The sequence below is a fragment of the Mesorhizobium sp. BR1-1-6 genome (assembly GCF_020165355.1).
Lineage (GTDB): Bacteria > Pseudomonadota > Alphaproteobacteria > Rhizobiales > Rhizobiaceae > Mesorhizobium.
This window is the reverse complement of the sequence record NZ_JAIUHZ010000003.1, coordinates 93,022-109,513: the sequence shown is the minus strand read 5'-3', so window position 1 is coordinate 109,513 and position 16,492 is coordinate 93,022. Positions and strand designations below refer to the sequence as shown.

18 protein-coding genes are annotated in these 16,492 nt (G+C 60.2%); 13 read left to right on the top strand and 5 right to left on the bottom strand.

From position 1 onward, the window contains the following. Nucleotides 1-8: 8 nt before the first annotated feature. Nucleotides 9-482 carry an acyl dehydratase gene (locus tag LB545_RS08415; protein WP_140560000.1) on the bottom strand — a complete coding sequence of 158 codons (474 nt, stop codon included), beginning with the start codon at nucleotides 480-482 and terminating at the stop codon, nucleotides 9-11. Between the two features lie 23 nt (nucleotides 483-505). Beyond that, nucleotides 506-1,033: a MaoC family dehydratase N-terminal domain-containing protein gene (locus LB545_RS08410; protein WP_140559999.1), complete on the bottom strand. Its 528-nt coding sequence runs from the start codon at nucleotides 1,031-1,033 to the stop codon at nucleotides 506-508. Nucleotides 1,034-1,357: 324 nt separating this feature from the next. Between LB545_RS08410 and LB545_RS08405 the strand changes: the two genes are divergently transcribed. The 4 genes from LB545_RS08405 (at nucleotide 1,358) to LB545_RS31135 (ending at nucleotide 3,556) form a co-directional block, all read left to right on the top strand. Then, nucleotides 1,358-1,630 carry an MFS transporter gene (locus LB545_RS08405; RefSeq protein WP_140559998.1) on the top strand — a complete coding sequence of 91 codons (273 nt, stop codon included), beginning with the start codon at nucleotides 1,358-1,360 and terminating at the stop codon, nucleotides 1,628-1,630. A 555-nt stretch (nucleotides 1,631-2,185) separates the two neighbouring features. After that, nucleotides 2,186-2,551 carry a YybH family protein gene (locus LB545_RS08400; RefSeq protein WP_140559997.1) on the top strand — a complete coding sequence of 122 codons (366 nt, stop codon included), beginning with the start codon at nucleotides 2,186-2,188 and terminating at the stop codon, nucleotides 2,549-2,551. A gap of 46 nt (nucleotides 2,552-2,597) precedes the next feature. Further along, the gene (locus tag LB545_RS08395) at nucleotides 2,598-3,212 is read left to right on the top strand and encodes a 2-hydroxychromene-2-carboxylate isomerase (protein WP_140581803.1); all 615 of its coding nucleotides are present in this window, start codon (nucleotides 2,598-2,600) and stop codon (nucleotides 3,210-3,212) included. Nucleotides 3,213-3,247: 35 nt separating this feature from the next. After that, nucleotides 3,248-3,556, top strand: a complete 309-nt coding sequence (locus tag LB545_RS31135; RefSeq protein ID WP_348640287.1) for an MFS transporter — start codon at nucleotides 3,248-3,250, stop codon at nucleotides 3,554-3,556. Nucleotides 3,557-4,138: 582 nt separating this feature from the next. Here LB545_RS31135 and LB545_RS08390 read toward each other — a convergent pair. Beyond that, nucleotides 4,139-4,813, bottom strand: a complete 675-nt coding sequence (locus LB545_RS08390) for a hypothetical protein (RefSeq protein ID WP_140559995.1) — start codon at nucleotides 4,811-4,813, stop codon at nucleotides 4,139-4,141. A gap of 83 nt (nucleotides 4,814-4,896) precedes the next feature. Between LB545_RS08390 and LB545_RS08385 the strand changes: the two genes are divergently transcribed. Both LB545_RS08385 and LB545_RS08380 read left to right on the top strand, forming a co-directional pair. After that, nucleotides 4,897-5,238: a hypothetical protein gene (locus LB545_RS08385; RefSeq protein ID WP_140581805.1), complete on the top strand. Its 342-nt coding sequence runs from the start codon at nucleotides 4,897-4,899 to the stop codon at nucleotides 5,236-5,238. A gap of 630 nt (nucleotides 5,239-5,868) precedes the next feature. After that, on the top strand, nucleotides 5,869-6,399 hold the full coding sequence (locus LB545_RS08380; protein WP_140559993.1) for an NADPH-dependent FMN reductase: 531 nt from the start codon (nucleotides 5,869-5,871) through the stop codon (nucleotides 6,397-6,399). 225 nt (nucleotides 6,400-6,624) lie between these two features. Here the strand turns inward: LB545_RS08380 and LB545_RS08375 are convergent, their stop codons facing one another. Then, nucleotides 6,625-7,503: a GNAT family N-acetyltransferase gene (locus LB545_RS08375; protein WP_140581808.1), complete on the bottom strand. Its 879-nt coding sequence runs from the start codon at nucleotides 7,501-7,503 to the stop codon at nucleotides 6,625-6,627. A 226-nt stretch (nucleotides 7,504-7,729) separates the two neighbouring features. Between LB545_RS08375 and argE the strand changes: the two genes are divergently transcribed. From argE to LB545_RS08350, 5 genes are all read left to right on the top strand, one after another. After that, nucleotides 7,730-8,854: an acetylornithine deacetylase gene (argE, locus tag LB545_RS08370; RefSeq protein ID WP_140581810.1), complete on the top strand. Its 1,125-nt coding sequence runs from the start codon at nucleotides 7,730-7,732 to the stop codon at nucleotides 8,852-8,854. A gap of 17 nt (nucleotides 8,855-8,871) precedes the next feature. After that, nucleotides 8,872-9,795, top strand: a complete 924-nt coding sequence (locus LB545_RS08365; RefSeq protein ID WP_140581813.1) for a 2-hydroxyacid dehydrogenase — start codon at nucleotides 8,872-8,874, stop codon at nucleotides 9,793-9,795. 14 nt (nucleotides 9,796-9,809) lie between these two features. Then, nucleotides 9,810-10,166, top strand: a complete 357-nt coding sequence (locus LB545_RS08360) for a cupin domain-containing protein (protein WP_140499561.1) — start codon at nucleotides 9,810-9,812, stop codon at nucleotides 10,164-10,166. A 229-nt stretch (nucleotides 10,167-10,395) separates the two neighbouring features. After that, entirely contained in the window at nucleotides 10,396-11,439 is a 1,044-nt protein-coding gene (locus LB545_RS08355) for a tartrate dehydrogenase (protein WP_140499559.1), read from the top strand. Nucleotides 11,440-11,458: 19 nt separating this feature from the next. Next, entirely contained in the window at nucleotides 11,459-12,934 is a 1,476-nt protein-coding gene (locus tag LB545_RS08350; RefSeq protein ID WP_140581815.1) for an NAD-dependent succinate-semialdehyde dehydrogenase, read from the top strand. 156 nt (nucleotides 12,935-13,090) lie between these two features. Here the strand turns inward: LB545_RS08350 and LB545_RS08345 are convergent, their stop codons facing one another. After that, a complete protein-coding gene (locus LB545_RS08345; protein ID WP_140499555.1) occupies nucleotides 13,091-13,780 on the bottom strand; it encodes a haloacid dehalogenase type II in 690 nt (229 codons plus the stop codon). Nucleotides 13,781-14,101: 321 nt separating this feature from the next. Between LB545_RS08345 and LB545_RS08340 the strand changes: the two genes are divergently transcribed. Beyond that, nucleotides 14,102-14,941: a GNAT family N-acetyltransferase gene (locus LB545_RS08340; RefSeq protein WP_140581818.1), complete on the top strand. Its 840-nt coding sequence runs from the start codon at nucleotides 14,102-14,104 to the stop codon at nucleotides 14,939-14,941. A gap of 13 nt (nucleotides 14,942-14,954) precedes the next feature. Further along, nucleotides 14,955-16,331 (top strand): aspartate aminotransferase family protein, encoded by a 1,377-nt coding sequence (locus tag LB545_RS08335; protein ID WP_140630291.1) that lies wholly within the window; start codon nucleotides 14,955-14,957, stop codon nucleotides 16,329-16,331. Nucleotides 16,332-16,492: the final 161 nt, after the last annotated feature.

The window sequence follows — 16,492 nt, the reverse complement described above, 5'->3', positions numbered from 1 at the left end:
GTTGCCTCCTAAGCCTTCGGTGCGACAAACGGGTATGGGACCGGCTTGCCGCCTCTCTTCGGCAGCACAACGGTTGCCGTGCCCTTGGTGGAATCGAGGCCGCGCGAGTTGCGAAGCCCGATCTCAAGTTCGATGTGGCCGAGGCCGTCCTTCTCGGACATGCCGGTGACCTTGCCCCAGCCGGTGATGGTGTCGCCCGGCAGATCCATTTCGCGGTACTGGAAAGCGATCTTCCATGGCCAGCCTCCGGCGCCCGCCCAGTCCTTCAACATCTGCGAGAGCACGTGCTGCTTCCAACTCCCGTTGATGAGGACGTCCGGAACTTTGTCGTGCTCGGTTGCGTAGGGCTTGTCGTAGTGGATGCGGTGCCAATTCTCCATGGCAGCCGACCAACGCATGATGTGGGCGGTGGTCATCGGCCCCTTGGCGATCTGCGGGATGGTCGATCCGACTTCGACGTCATCGAAATAAACTTGTGTCATGGGTTCCTCCGGGAATCGAACGGTCAGCGCAGGATACGCGTCTGGATGGCCTTGAGCAGAAGCTCGCCATCGCCGTTCGTGTAGACAGTCTCCGTCAGCAGGAAGACCATCGTGCCGGTCCGGCCCTCCTTCTGGTAGATGTCGAGATATTTCGAGCGGACCCGAACGGTTTCGCCAGGTTTCGCCTGCTGGTAGATCTCGACCTCGTTGCCGCCGTTGAGCACGCGCGTGAGTGGAATGGGCAGGGGCTTGAGGCCTTTCATCAGGCCACGCACGGAGCCATCGAAGTCTGGGTCTTTGGCGGCGCGTTCGAACGGGTCGGGCGTACCGGGCGCTGGCCGCAGAACGTGCAAGGGAAACAGCGGCGGAGCGACGACCGAACCGAATTTCGTGCCGGCGGCATGCGCGTCGTCCCAGTAAACTGGGTCATTGTCCATAGTGGCCTGGAAATGACGACGGATCTGGCCGCGTTCGACCGGATCGCAGCCTTCCTCCCACTCGGATTCCAATCCGATCAGGGCCTTCACTTCATCTGTAATGTAGTTGACCATGCGTATCTGTTCCTCCCTGCGTGACGGACGTTCTGGATCGGGGCGCACACCTTCCCGGCGTTGCGTCCAGCGCCCGCCCGGCTATTCCCTTGATCAACATAGAACGCCATCATTATATACATCAAGCAAAAATTTGATCTATGATAGAAGGATTGCATAAAATCTGCGAGGGAGGCAGCCATATGCGCACAAGCCTGTTTCACCGCAAACATGTGGCTCGGGCGGCCAATGTGACGGCTGCTCGTCCTAGGCAAGCTTGCCGATCGCAGCGAGGGCACCGGCCATGGTGACCGGCAGGCCACTCCGTTGCGCCCGGCATTAGCCATGTCCGCCAGCGATCCCACCCTTGCGTCAGCCGAAGCCGCTTCCACGAAGGCTTCCTTTCTGACGCTGTTCCCGTCGATCATGCTGCCGATGTTCCTCGCCGTGATCGATCAGACGATCGTCGCCGCGGCGCTGCCAATCATCGCCGGCGATCTCCATAGCGTCGAGCGCACGGCCGGCGTGGTCGTGGCTTATCAACCGCCGCGCCTTGCTCCTCCACTCTGGCAGCGCAGTCGTCGCCTCGACAGTTGCGGCAATGGCAATCGGTACTGAGCCGTCAGATCGAGACCGAGGACCGTCCGATAGTCTGCTAGCGCTGATTGAGGCGCACAAGATAGCTTATGCTGCGTTCGGTGAAGCCCTGCATAACATGGGCGGTGGAAGCAAAGAGTCCGACAGAGCCAGCCGGGAGGAGGAGAGGACGCTGCTCGCCATCTGCGGCTACCCTGCGGTGGGGGAAGCGGACCGCCTAGCCAAGGCTCGGTACCTTTTAGAGATCGAGGCGCGCGGTGAACTCGACTTGGCAGAGCATATGCAGGCCGTTCTCCGCTCTACGGTGTGGAGGGGGTGAGGCGACCGAGGCGTGGACGGTCTGCTCCTGAATATCTAATCTCCGCTGAACTCAGACGTAGAGCCCGCCTTTCCGACATCCCATAAGCGCACCCGTGCGCGGTGTGAGGTCGCATACTGCCAGAAGCGGAGACCGACCCCGGGGCCACCGCGATAACGGCTAGGTGGGAAGATGGCCAGCGGCGGACCAGCATGGGAGAATTGTCGCACATCTAAGAAACCGCTAATATAGTAAACTGGCTACCGGAGGGCCGTCCCATGTCGATCCACGAGGAACTGCAGGTTTTCTGGAATTCCTATGTGGCTGCCTATCGTGCTGGCGATGCCAAAACATGCGGCGCCATGTTTACGGCCGATGCCGAATTGCATTCGCCCTACGCGTCTCCTGCTCGGGGCCGCGACGCTGTCGAAGCTCTCCACGCAACCTGGACGAACGGGCACAGGGAGGCGACCCACAAGAAAATGGCAGTGATACACGCGGGCAAATCTGGTGAGTTGGCTTGGTGCCTGGCCACGTATACCGAGGGCTTGGAGGTCGGCAACGGTACGTCTGTCGACGTCTTCGAACGACAGGCCGACGGGTCATGGCTCATACGCATGTGCAGCCTTAACAGCACTGACTGATTCATTGGTTCGTTGCCGAGTTGGCTGCGGCGCGGAGGCGGTGGAAATGAAGCAGATTGACTTCTTCTATTTCTTTGGGAGCGGCTACGCATATCTGTCGGTGATGCGCATTGACACTATGGCGAAACAGTCGGGTGTTGCCGTTCGATGGCGCCCCTTCAATGTCCGCACCGTCATGGCCGAGAACAACATTGCCCTCCGCACCCAGACGGCAAAGGTGCAATACATGTGGCGCGATGTGGAGCGGCGCGCGGCGAAGCACCGCGTGCCTTACGTCAGGGCGCCCATCTGGCCGACCGATCCGGACCTTCTGGCCAACCGGGTCGCCATGGTGGCGGCCGAGGAGGGCTGGTGTGAGGCCTATACCGTCGCAAGCTTCACGGCGTGGTACTTGGAAGGCATGGAACTGGGTAGTCGCGCTCATCTGGGGCATGTGCTGACTCCCCTCGGTCATGATGTCGACGATGTGATTGCCAAGGCCGACGGCGCCCGCGCCCATGAGCGGCTCAAGGCTGAAACGGATGTGGCCCGCAGCTATCGCATTTTCGGCTCCCCGGCTTTCGTCGTGGATGGCGAAACGTTTTGGGGGGACGACCGGCTAGAAGAGGCGCTTTCCTGGGCTGCTGGCCGACATGATCTGCAAACATTGAATCATGATTGATTGGACTGAGTGGGCGACGCATTTGATGGAAAACCATGCGCCGATTGTCAGCCCAGGGGAGGATTCAAGTGCGAAGCCGCTGGACCATTCTTGCTGTCTTGTTCGTCGCTCGCGCCGCCTTCGCCTTCCAGCTCGTCAGCGTAGGATCCATAGCGCCGCAGCTTAGCCAAAGCCTCGGAGCGAGTCTGGCCGACATTGGGATCCTCATCGGAGTCTATTTTGCGTCGGGCGTCCTGCTCGCCTTCCCTAGCGGCGCCCTCGGACGCCGCTATGGCGACAAGGCTACGGTCCTCGCCGGATTCCTGGCGATGGCGTCCGTCAGACCCGGTGATAACCGCCCATGACGTGGGATGGGGATGGGCGATCGTCCACCGTTCAATTCAGGCCACCACTGACGGTGCCGAACAGCACATGGCTGGATCCATGGCAGAAGCCGGAAGGCGATTGTCCGTGCTTTGTCGCAGGCCGAGGAGAAGACCTTGCCCTGGCCTCAGTTGCTGCAGCGGGAGGGCCTCAGCCAGGCCGACAGCGAAGACGTTGCCAAGGCGCTCACATGGCTTATCGAGACCGGGAAGGCGGTAGACTTGTCGGGTCGGTCGAAGCCGGGCGCTCGAGCATCCTTCAAACTTCTGGAGGCGCGAAAAGTTGGCTACAACTTCAAAAGTTCGGGGTGGCAAAAATGGCCTTCGAACTTTTGAAGTTTTTTGCTAACTTTGCCGGTATGAAAAGTAGGCGTGACATGACGAAACGTAAAGACATAATACATATAGAGAAGAAAATATATTTAAACCTCTTACTATTGAACCTTGCCCATTGGTTTTAGATTCTGGTTTCTACGGCTTTCCCCTTTGCTGTACGGGCGTTGGGAAAAGTTCAAAAAGTTGATAAGTTGACACAGAAGAAGGAATGAAACGTTGAATGAGCGATCAGATCGATCGAGGAGCCTTACCTCTCCGCTTGGTTGGAGGATCTGGATCACCAGCCAGCTTGGGCCGTGCCGGTTCCGGCATGTCGTCTAGCCCCTCCTGCAGAAAGCCCAGCATCTTGGAAACTTTGCGGTCGCTGATAGGTCCTACGATCTCGATCGACTTCCCGGAGCCGAGCGAGATTTTCACCTTCTTCTTTCCGCGGTTGTCGAGCCACTTTATCACAATGTCTTTAGTGGCTTTCAGAACGGCGGCGCCTCCCGCTCCTAAGGCACCGCTCGAGATGATGATTTTCGCTAGATCGGCAAACTCGGGACCACTCAAGTGCTGCTCAGCCCTGAACTTGAAAGTCTCCTCGAAAGGATCGTCGAAGCCCCTAGAGCCACCCAGCCGATCAATCTCGTTAAACAGTTTGTTCGCTTTCCTATTCCGCTTAACGATAGACTCGACGTCCGCGATCTCATGTTCGACTTTCGCATTCAATGGAGCGAACGCATTCGTGACATCATCCACGAACGCGATGTTTCGGAAGAGCACTTCCCGACGGTGGCTATCACTGCATCGCTGTTGGACAAGGCTCCTATATTCCTCGTCACTATAACATCCCATCAACGATACCATCTCGCCGAACTCGACATCGCTCTCGAGCTCAATCTTAAACACAGGCGACGCCATGTGATCACCTTCCGTACAAGGTTGCTGAATTAGAAAACCACTAAATACGACTGCTCACAAGTCCACCATACCGAGGACACTTAATGCACGCTGCCATCCGCGCCGGCCAGGTCGACGAGACTCCGACGCAGGATCCATTCGAAGCCGCAAACGACAACATTGCCGAACTCCAGCAACCTAAGACCACGGCAATGTCGGCACCGCAGATCTTGGCTTGGCTGATGACGAACGGCCACATCAGCGAGGACGAGCGTGACGCGGGTGGGCATGTTATCAAGCTGGCCTCCATTGCACGGTCGAAGCTGACTAGCCCCGTAGTGCGCAACCACGGCCAGGACGGCCGATCGCAAATGGAAGACGGTCGAAGTTCAGCGCCATACGATCCGCGGGGCGCTCGATGCCTGCGTCTCGGCGATCCGTTATGAGCCCAGACGCAAGGAGGCCGTCCAGGCGTTTGTGGTCGAAGAGACAAACATAGACCTGGATAGTCCCCACCGCGTCGCGCGGGGCCTGGCGGACGTCGCTCGGCATCTATGGGAAGCGAGAAGCGAAGTCGCTGTTCCTATCCCATCTGCTCGGCAACCGAAAGCGAGCTTTGCGTCCCTGGCTCGACGGAGCAGCGATTGTGGTCCACCACCCTGTCGTTGTAAGAGAAGCTACACGTCCCACATAGGTGTTGCGTCGAGAGTTTCCCCCATACGTCGACGCGTTCCCCTCAGGAGGTATTTATCTTCAAACCTGGCCGGGCTTATCAGTCCGGCCTTTTTTAGTTCACGAACTCACTTCATCCGACTGAGGGATTCTCGGACCTATTGTACTTAGGCACCAACACCGATGGCGCACACAGTCCGGCCACGTACCGCCGTCGTAAACCCTGGCGCCATGTTGTCGCTGAATACGCTTCGATTGTCTTCGGCGGACACTGGGCTCAAGTGAACTCTGTTCTGCGGCAACATATCCCCAGCGGCGACATCACGAGAGTGCCCGCGCTCTACATTGGTGTCGTAGGCGCTTGACTGCACGAAGCTGCTGAACGATGTTTTTGCCATAGCGTCATGCAGGGGATCAATCGCAAGCTTGCGAAAGCGCTTGTGCAGCTTGCTCCACCAGAGCTTGAAATGTCGGAGATTTCGTTCAAGGATTTGCCGCTCTACAGCTACGACTACGATGCTGAGTTTCCACCTGTCGCGCGCGCTTTCAAAGACTCTATCGCCGCGGTGGAGGCAGTCCTTTTCATAACGCCCGAGTATAACCGCTCGATCCCAGGTGGGTTGAAGAACGCAATCGACTGGGCCAGCCGCCCTTATGGCAAGAACTCGTTCGCCCGCAAGCCCTCAGCTGTCATTGGGACCTCGCCCGGAACCATAGGGACCGCCGTGGCCCAGCAGAGCCTGCGCAGCGTGCTGAGCTTCTGCAACTCCCCGCAGATGAACGCTCCGGAAGCCTACATCCAGTTCACGCCGGGCCTGATCACGGACGGCGGCGAAGTCACAGTCGAATCCACGCAGGAGTTCTTGCGCAACTACATGGCCGAGTTCCATATGTTCATCGCACGGGTCCTTCAGGTGCTTCCAAAGGATGCCTGATGTTGTCACGGAGCCCCTAGACGGCTGCGATCCGGAGGCTGAGGGAAGGGCGGCCTGCTTGCTGCCTTTCGCAACAATGCGAGAGTGATTGATGGCGGATGGGCCACACCGAAGATATCTTCAAGGGAACGGGTAACCCAGAAATGCCACTACGAAGGCATAGTCGTGGAAACCGCACTGCCACAATCTGCAGTGGCGCCTTTCGGTCGCATTGTGGTGCCGCAGTCAGCTCAATGCGTGGCCAGCCAATCCATAAACCCACGCTCCGTTTTCTTCCCGGTTCAGGAAGCGACGCCCTTTGGACATTGTCGTAACGGTCTCGGCAATGCCAAGGCCGCACTGCTCGAGAAACGCGGCAAACATGCCATCCTTCTCCCGGGTATCGACTCGGACGAAGCGTCCTGCAAGATTTCTCAGATGGACGGCTGTGAGATGGACCGCGTCCAGATCGCTGCGCGCGACCATCGGGCCGATCACGTAGCCACGCCCGAACTCGCGACACATGGAGTAGCCGACGATCTCGCCGCCACGGCTCAAAGTGCAGATCGAGGCATCCGCTGAGAGCAATGCGAGCAGCCTCTCGCGGTTTGTGCCAAACGCGCGCGTATCCAGCTCGATGATCTCATTCAGCCTGTCGCTCGGCAGCGTCTGCAATTCACCTTCCAAATCAGGCAGGGCAGGGAGTGCCGGCGGAACCTCTCCTTGGCGCATATATACGATCCCCTCGCTCGTGAAGCCAAGTGAGACATAGAGAGGATAGGCGGCATGGGTGGCGTTGAGCGCCAAATTGCGATCGCCACACTGCTCGAGCACTTGGTCCATGAGCCATCGGCCGCCTCCTTGCGCTTGTGTGCGGGGCGTTGTGATGACTACGCCGATGGTGGCGAAATCGTCCCCTTGCGGAAACCACATCGCGCTGCCGAAAACCCGGCCAATGCCGTCTACGGCAACAATGCCGCGGCCGGCACGGCGCAGAAGATCCCAGTCCTTTGGCCGATGCGGCCAGCGGACTGAGATCGACAGCGCGTGCAGCAACTCGACGTCAACATCATCGATGTCCCGCGCGACCAGTTCGAAAGACTTCAGGCGCACTGATCTCTGCATTTCAGTCGACCTGCTCCTTATATCCAACTCGCGAGCACGTCCTGTCGTCGCTGACGGTGCCGCAGCCGTCTTTGCCTTATGATTGCACCCGAAAGCCAGCAGGTTTCGCTGGTTCCGGGCCAATATTCGAAATCTTCGGCCAAAGCATAGCTTCATTCGGCACGGAATGCTCTCGCCTGCTGCCACACTTGTCGCATCCAGCGAAGTGCGAGTGGAGCGGCGCCCGGTGAATGTCGAAGAAATTCTAGCGACGCTGATCGCGTTCCCCTCGGTCGTGGGCTCGCCCAACGGCGCGATCGTCGACTGGGTGCGTGAATATTGCGAGGCGGCCGGAGCAGAAACGACCGTCCTTTGCGGCCCCGAAGGCGACCGGTCCAACCTGTTTGTCACGATCGGGCCGCGGCGGGCCTGCGGCTACATCTTGTCGGGCCACCTGGATGTCGTGCCGGCCGGTGAGCGGGAATGGAACTCGGATCCCTTTGTTCTGCGCCACGATGGCGCCAGGCTTCATGGCCGGGGCACCTCCGACATGAAGGGCTTTCTTGCCTGCGTGCTGGCCGCGCTGCCGCGGCTTGCGGCGACGAACTTGCAGCGGCCCATTCATCTCGCATTCTCCTATGACGAGGAGGCGGGTGCCCGTGGTGTGCCGCATCTCATCGCCGCCCTGCCAAGCCTGTGCGAGAAGCCGCTTGGCGCGATTATCGGTGAGCCGAGCCGGATGGAAGCCGTGCGGGGGCACAAAGGCAAGGCGGCCGCGCGGCTCGAGGTGATAGGACGGTCCGGCCATTCTTCACGGCCCGAGCTGGGACTGAATGCCGTGCATGCAATGTCAGGTCTCGTCACGCAGATCGTGGCCTATGGTCAGACCCTCGCGGATGGGCCGTTCGACACGGATTTCGCGCCTCCATACTCGTCATTGCAGGTTGGTGTCATCGCTGGCGGCCAAGCCGTCAACATCATCCCTGATCGCTGCACCGCCGATATCGAGGTCCGTGCCGTGCCTGGTGTTTCCCCATCATCATTGCTTGAGCCGGTAAAGGCCCAGCTAATCGCGCTCGGTGACAGCGGCTTTGACGTGGCGTGGCATGAGCTGAGCGCGTATCCGGGGCTTTCGCTCCCGCAGGAGAGTGGTTTGGCAGCCCTTCTGACCGAGTTGACGGGGCGGGAGCCTCTGTCTGCGGTGAGCTACGGCACGGAGGCTGGTCTCTATCAGCAGGCCGGCATCGACGCGATCATCTGCGGTCCCGGCGATATCAGCCGGGCTCATCGTGCCAACGAATATATTGAGATCGGCGAACTTGTTGCCTGCCAGAGCATGATCGAGCGTCTCGGCAAGCGCCTTGCCGTATAGCGGGAGAGGGCGGTTTCATGGCTTTTCTTTTCAATTCCGACCCGGTGCGCGCAGCAGTCTTCCGCAAGGTTTTCGCACGCGAGCTCCCGGACGTCGAATTGTTCCACAGCAGCGAATGTGTCGACCCGGAGAAGGTGCGCTACCTCCTGACTTGGACGGCACCAGATGACATCGCGCGCTATCGCAATCTCGAAGTGCTGTTTTCGCTTGGCGCCGGCGTCGACCAGTTCAAGCGTGAAAGCCTGCCTCAGGAGGTGAAGCTGGTGCGCATGGTCGAGGACGGCATCATTCGCATGATGCAGGAATATGTCGTTCTCGGCGTGCTGAATCTCCACCGGGATATGGTGGCGTATCGTGAACAGCAGAAGCGCCAGTCGTGGCTCGGTCTTGCCGCTCCGCAAGCCGCCGAGCGCCGCGTGGGCTTTCTCGGCCTCGGCATGCTGGCGCAGGCGGCTATCGAGCGATTGCTGCCGTTTCGCTTTCCCCTCGCTGCCTGGAGCCGAAGCAGGAAGGAGATCGACGGCGTCACCTGCTTCTATGGAGCGGATCAGCTTGCCGGTTTCCTCGCACGGACGGATATTCTCGTTTGCCTGCTGCCGCTGACGGAGGAAACCCGTGGCATTCTCGATGCGGAACTCTTTTCCCTGCTGCCGGCCGGGGCGAGGCTGCTGCATGTCGGCCGCGGGCCGCAGTTAGACCAAACCGCCCTGCTTCAGGCTCTCGATAGCGGGCACCTTGATGCCGCAATGCTCGATGTCACCGATCCCGAGCCGCTGCCGGACGGCCATCCGCTCTGGCGGCACCCGAAGGTGGCGATCACGCCGCACATCGCTTCCATAACGCAAGCAGATTCCGCGGCGCAATCCGTCGTGGACAATATCCGGCGCCACCGCGCCGGGGAAGAACTGATCGGCCTCGTCGATCGGACACTCGGCTACTAACAGGGAAACATGACATGTCACTTCTGATCACGATCGACACAGATCCAGCCTTCGCGCCGAAGCAGGCATTACCGGCTCCAGAGCGGCTAATTTCGGGCAATCCATCCTTCAAGACGTGGGCGCAGGATGCCTCGAAAGGCGAGAAGGTCCTGACCGGCGTCTGGGAGGCGACGCCCGGCGAGACGCATTCTATCAAGGGCACTACCTGCGAATTCTGCCACATCGTTTCGGGTCTCGTCGAGATCGAGGAGAAGGGCGGTGAGACCAAGACTTACCGTACCGGAGACAGTTTCGTGATGAAGCCCGGCTTTGTCGGCGTCTGGCGCACGATCGAAACCGTGCGCAAGATCTACGTCAGCGTTTACGACTGAGCTCAACGCTCAAGGTCCGGCCGAATAGTCCGCGCGGCGGTTCCAGAACAATCGACTTTCCAGGTTCCGCCCGACGCGATTCGACGCGGCCGGGCGGCTCATTCTCGGCGAAAAATGCGGCGTGCTGTCGACTATTGTTCCGATGAAACCAGGTACGAGATGCCGAATGTCGCTGCCGTGTTGAGCAAGCTGCGACCTTCGGTGCCCATCGGTCTCCAGGAGGATCTCAATGAAGGCTTACACGATAGCGCTTATTCCCGGCGACGGCATCGGCAAGGATGTGACCGAGGCGGGATGGCAGGTGCTGCAGGCGGCGGCAAAGCGAGGCGGTTTCGCCCTTGATCCTACGAAATTTCCATGGTCGTGCGCCTACTATCTGGAAACCGGTGCGATGATGCCGCCTGACGGCGTCGAGATGCTGCGGAAGTTCGATGCGATTTACCTCGGCGCTGTGGGATGGCCAGCGAAGGTGGCCGACTCCGTATCGCTTCACGGACTGCTCCTGCCAATCCGCAAAGGATTCACGCAGTATGCCAACATACGGCCGCACAGGCTGTTGCCAGGCGTTCAGGGCCCCCTTCGTCGTGAGGGTTTCGATATACTGTGCATCCGCGAGAACACGGAAGGCGAATATTGCGGCGCCGGTGGGCGCATTCATTCCGGTACGACCAAAGAGGTCGCGATCGAGACGGCAATCTTCACGCGTGAGGGCGTCGAAAGAATCCTCCGTTTCGGTTTCGAACAGGCGCGGACGCGTCGTAAGCAGCTCGCATCCGTCACCAAATCCAACGCGCAGAGACATTCCATGGTTTTCTGGGATGAGGTCACGCGCGAGGTCGCGAAAGACTATGCCGATGTGGAGGTCTCGCCCTACCACGTCGACGCCATTGCCGCCCGCATGGTGCTGGCGCCTGAAAGCCTCGACGTGATCGTCGCCTCGAACCTTTTTGGCGACATCCTCACCGATATTGGAGCGGCCATCCAGGGCGGACTCGGTTACGCCGCCTCCGCCAATATCAATCCCGATCGCAGCGCGCCCTCCATGTTCGAGCCTGTCCATGGTTCGGCACCTGATATCGCGCATCTCGGCATCGCCAATCCGATCGCCGCGATCTGGTCCGGCGCCATGATGCTCGGGCATCTGGGCGAGGAGCAGGCCGCGGCCGAAGTGATGTCGGCAATCGAGTCCGCAACCGCACGCGGAATAGGCACGATTGCGGGTAAGGACAGCACTGAAGCAATCACGCGGGCCGTGCTGGCAGGACTAAGCTGAAAGAGCAGAGGAAAAGACCATGAACGCAATTACGAAGATTGGTTTCCTGAAAGATGGGGATCTGTTTCGCCAGCGGGGGCTGATTGGCGATGTCTGGCAGCATGCGTACAGCAACGCGACTGTCGATGTGACCGATCCGGCCAGTCTGGAGGTGCTTGGAACCGTGCCCGACATGGGCCGAGATGAGACAAGGGCTGCAATAGATGCAGCCCAGGCGGCGTTCAAGGACTGGAAGGCCAGGACCCATGCCGAACGCGGAGCGCTTCTGGAACGCTGGCACAGCCTGATACGGGAAAATGAAGAGGACCTGGCGTTGCTGCTGACGCTGGAACAGGGCAAGCCTCTGGCGGAGGCACGCGGTGAAATCCGCTATGGCGCCTCCTTCGTGAAATGGTTCGCCGAAGAAGCACGCCGGATCGGTGGCTCGACCATTCCGTCGCCAACGCCCGAGCGCCGCATTCTGGTGCTGAAGGAGGCCGTCGGCGTCTGTGCCATCGTCACGCCATGGAATTTCCCCAACGCGATGATCACGCGCAAGGTGGCGCCGGCGCTGGCCGCGGGTTGTACGGTTGTCATTAAGCCGTCGGAATTCACGCCATTCTCGGCGCTGGCGCTCGGCGTTCTGGCGGAACGGGCAGGTATTCCGGCCGGGGTGATCAACATTGTCACCGGCATGCCCACCGAAATCGGCAACGAACTGATGGCCAACGAGACGGTGCGCAAGATCTCGTTCACCGGCTCGACCCGCGTAGGAGCGCTGCTCATGCGTGGCGCGGCCGATAGCATCAAGCGGCTCAGCCTCGAGCTCGGCGGCAACGCGCCCTTTATCGTGTTTGACGACGCCGATCTGGGCAATGCAGTCGAGGGGGTGATCGCATCCAAGTTCCGCAATGGGGGTCAAACCTGCGTTTGCGCGAACCGGATTCTGGTGCAAGCGGGCGTTTACGACGCTTTTGCCGAAAAGCTGAGCCAGCGCGTAGCGGGGATGAAGGTTGGCGCAGGGACCGATGACGGCACTGAGATCGGCCCGATGATCAACGCGGCCGCGATCGACAAGATCGAGCGTCATATCGCGGATGCACAGGCGAAAGGCGCGCGGATCATCGCCCAGAGCGAGACAGTGCCGGACGGCAAGCAATATGCACGGCCCGTCGTGCTGGGAGAGGCTACGACCGAGATGCTGCTGGCATCGGAAGAGACGTTCGGTCCGGTGGCGCCGCTTTTTCGCTTCGAGACGGAGGAAGAGGCTATCGCGATCGCGAACGGTACGCCATTTGGCCTTGCTGCCTATTTCTATACGGAGAACCTCAAGCGCTCGTGGCGTGTGGCCGAGGCGCTGGAGTTCGGCATGGTCGGGCTCAACACCGGCCTCATCTCGACCGAGGTTGCGCCTTTCGGCGGTGTCAAGCAGTCAGGGGTGGGGCGCGAAGGATCGCAGCTCGGCATCGAGGAATATCTCGAGGTCAAGACGCTTCATGTTGGCGGACTTAACTAGTTGTCTTGCAAGCAGGTGGAGACACCTGCAGCTTCCAAAGTGTTGGAACAACAAGAAAGGGGCGGTGAAAACCGCCCCTTTCTCCGTATTGCGACCAGTGATCATTAACGTGGTGGGAGGGTATCAGCCTGGCGCGACTGCACTAACAACAGACGTTCAGGCGAATTCACGAACGGGCTCCAGCCCGACGGCGCCGGCCAGACCGCCGATGTCCTTGATCTCGGTGTATTCGTAGAAGGGGTTCGCGGGCTCGTGGCCGCGATTCACCCAGACCTTGCTCTTGATGCCAAGATCATAGGCGGTCATGAGATCGTAGCGGAACGAGGACGACACATGCGTAACGGCTTCCGGGCCGCAGCCGAGCTTGTCGAACATATACTCGAAGCCCTTCATATGCGGCTTGTAGGCGCCGGTCTCCTCGGCCGTGATGACCATGTGGAAAGGTGCGCCGAGTTTCTCCACGTTCGACATGATCAGGCTCTTCATGGAGTTCGACAGGATCACCAGCGGAATCTCCTTGGCGACCTTGGCCAGCCCCGCCGGTACATCCGGGTGCGGACCCCATGTCGGGATTTCCGCATAGATGCGCTGGGCGTCCTCAGGCCGGAACGTCACATTGTTGCGCTTGCAGGCGCGCTCCACGGAATTGTGCACGACCTCGCTGTAGGGCTTCCAGGCGCCAAGAACCTCATCGAGACGATAGGCCGAGAAGTCCTTGATGAACTGCGCCATCACGGTTGCGGATAGTCGCGCGCCATAAACGCGTCGCGCCGCGCCGGCCATGTCGAAGTTGGTCAGCGTGCCGTAGCAGTCGAAAATGATGTATTTCGGTCTGAACTGGGTCATGGGCGTCGATCCTTCCAATCTTTCGGCACTGCGTGCCTTTAACAGCGAGGATCATAATGAGAGCCGAACAAGACGAGTCGCCGCATTCGATGCGCCCCGAAGCAGATTGTTTCGTATCGCGGTAGAGCCTTGGCAGAGAGTTGCGCCCGAGACCGTTTCGGTCTGCGAGGGGAGCGCGATCGGCCCGCTGTCCGTCCGCATAACATGCGGCGCCGGCGGCAAAGGAAAGTCAAAACACCTATCGCTCAGCTCCTGGTCGGAAGGAACTGCTGTCTGCGGCAGCCTACCTTGAGCTCAGAGAATTCAGGCCCGGACTGAACCATGACCACGCAGCAAATTACGCTGGAAACGATGACATTCGCGCATCTGAGGGATGCTCTCGAATTGTCACGTCATGTTGGATGGCCGCACCGTCGTGAAGACTGGGAACTGATGCAATCGCTCAGCCAAGGCGTCGTTGTCCAGGAGGAAGGACGAGTGGTGGGGACGATCTTGATGACGCCCTATGGCGACGATGCCGCCACCGTCAACATGGTCATTGTCGATGCCGCAATGCGTGGTCGCGGGCTCGGTCGCAAGCTGATGGAGGAGGCGCTTGCCAAGGCAGGCGGGCGCACCTGCTATTTGGTGGCGACGCAGGAAGGGCTCGCGCTCTACGAGAAGCTGGGATTCGTCGCGACCGGCAAGATCGTGCAACACCAGGGCCTGGCGCCGTCTGTAGACGCACCGGCACATGTGTCATGGGGCAAGGACGGCGACCACGCGCGCCTTGTTGCTCTGGATCGCGCGGCGTTTGGTCATGACCGGTCGGCGCTCATGCGCTCGTTGCGCGAGCGCGCGAAGTTCGCCGTCGTTCGCGATGAAGGCAATGTTCAGGCGTTTGCCGCAGTTCGTCGGTTTGGCCGAGGGCTGGTGATTGGGCCGGTGGTGGGGAGGAAGCTTCACGAAGCGAGATGCCTGATCGACTTCCTGCTGGCCGACAGTGCGGGCGAGTTTGTCCGTATCGACACCGACGAATCCACGGCTCTCGGCGAGTGGCTCACCCGTCGCGGGCTGGCCCACGTCGGCGGTGGCATCACGATGCGACGAACCGCAGACGAGCCGAAGGTCGAAATCAGGTCACACCAAACTTATGCGCTCGTTAGTCAGGCGCTAGGCTGAATCGGAGGAAGAAATGCTGGCCAACTCATTGATCGAACTCGATCGTGCACATCTGGTTCACCCATTTTCAAGCTATCGGAGCCATGAAGAAACGGGCGTGCGGGTGCTCAAATCCGCCAAGGGCGCAACGGTGACCGAGGCAAGCGGGAAAACCTTGCTGGACGGGTTCGCGGGTCTCTGGTGTGTCAACATCGGATACGGGCAAGAAAGCGTCGTCGAAGCAGCGGCGAAGCAGCTAAGAGAGCTTCCTTATGCGACAGGATATTTCGGGCTAGGATCTGAGCCCGCCATTCGTCTCGCAGCGCGCCTTGCCGAACTGGCGCCTGGCGATCTGAACCATGTCTATTTCACGCTGGGCGGTTCCGACGCGATTGACAGCACGATCCGTTTCGTTCGCTATTACTACCATGCCAAGGGGACGCCGCGAAAAGACCAGTTTATCTCGGTCGAGTATGGCTACCATGGATCCTCTACGGTTGGCGCAGGTCTGACCGCGCTTCCGGCTTTCCATGCTGGCTTCGGCGTGCCTTACGACTGGCAGCACAAGATACCTTCGCACTACGCCTATCGCAATCCGGTCGGTTCCGACCCGCAGGCGATCATCAACGCATCGGTCGCGGCACTGCGGGACAAGATCGCCGAACTGGGTGCTGATCGCGTCGCGGCCTTCTACGCCGAACCCATCCAGGGTTCGGGCGGTGTCCTGGTTCCACCGGCAGGCTGGCTGAAGGCACTGCACGCCGTGTGCAAAGAACACGACGTCTTGTTCGTTGCCGACGAAGTCATCACCGCCTTCGGCCGCACCGGGCCCCTGTTCGCATGTGAGGAAGACGAGGTCGTGCCGGATTTGATGACCACGGCAAAAGGACTGACGTCGGGCTACGTGCCGATGGGCGCCGTCTTCATGACCGACCATGTTTACAATACGATCGCGGACGGGGCCGGCAAAACGGCTGTCGGCCACGGCTATACCTACTCAGCCCATCCGGTGAGCGCGGCGGTCGGGCTGGAATGCCTGCGTCTCTATGAAGATGGCTTGCTCGAGAACGGCCGGAAGGCCGGGAGGCGCCTGATGAAGGGCCTCCGCTCGCTCGCCGATCACCCGCTGGTTGGCGATATTCGCGGTCGCGGCATGCTGGCCGCGGTCGAACTGGTGACCGACAAGGCGCGCAAAACGCCGCTGCCGGCGGCGGCAGATCCGGGACGCCGCATCTTCGACCGCGCTTGGGAGAATGGCCTTGTCATTCGCGCCTTCAACAGCGGCATTCTCGGCTTTGCACCACCGCTCTGCTGCACGGACGACGAAATCGATGGTATCCTGGAACGCACCCGGATGACGCTGGATCAAACCCTCGAAGACAAGGATGTGCGGGCGGCGATGAAGGGCTGATCCTCGCCATCGCCGGAGCTCCCCCGTCCAGGCGGCAGACGCCGAGCGGGGACGAAGCAAACCCTCAGGGTGGTGCCGCATTCCGCCAGGTGCCAAGCAATTTGCAGCTATGGGACCTCAGCAGAAGAAAACACCGGCGCGCGCTCCAGGTGTTCAGACCG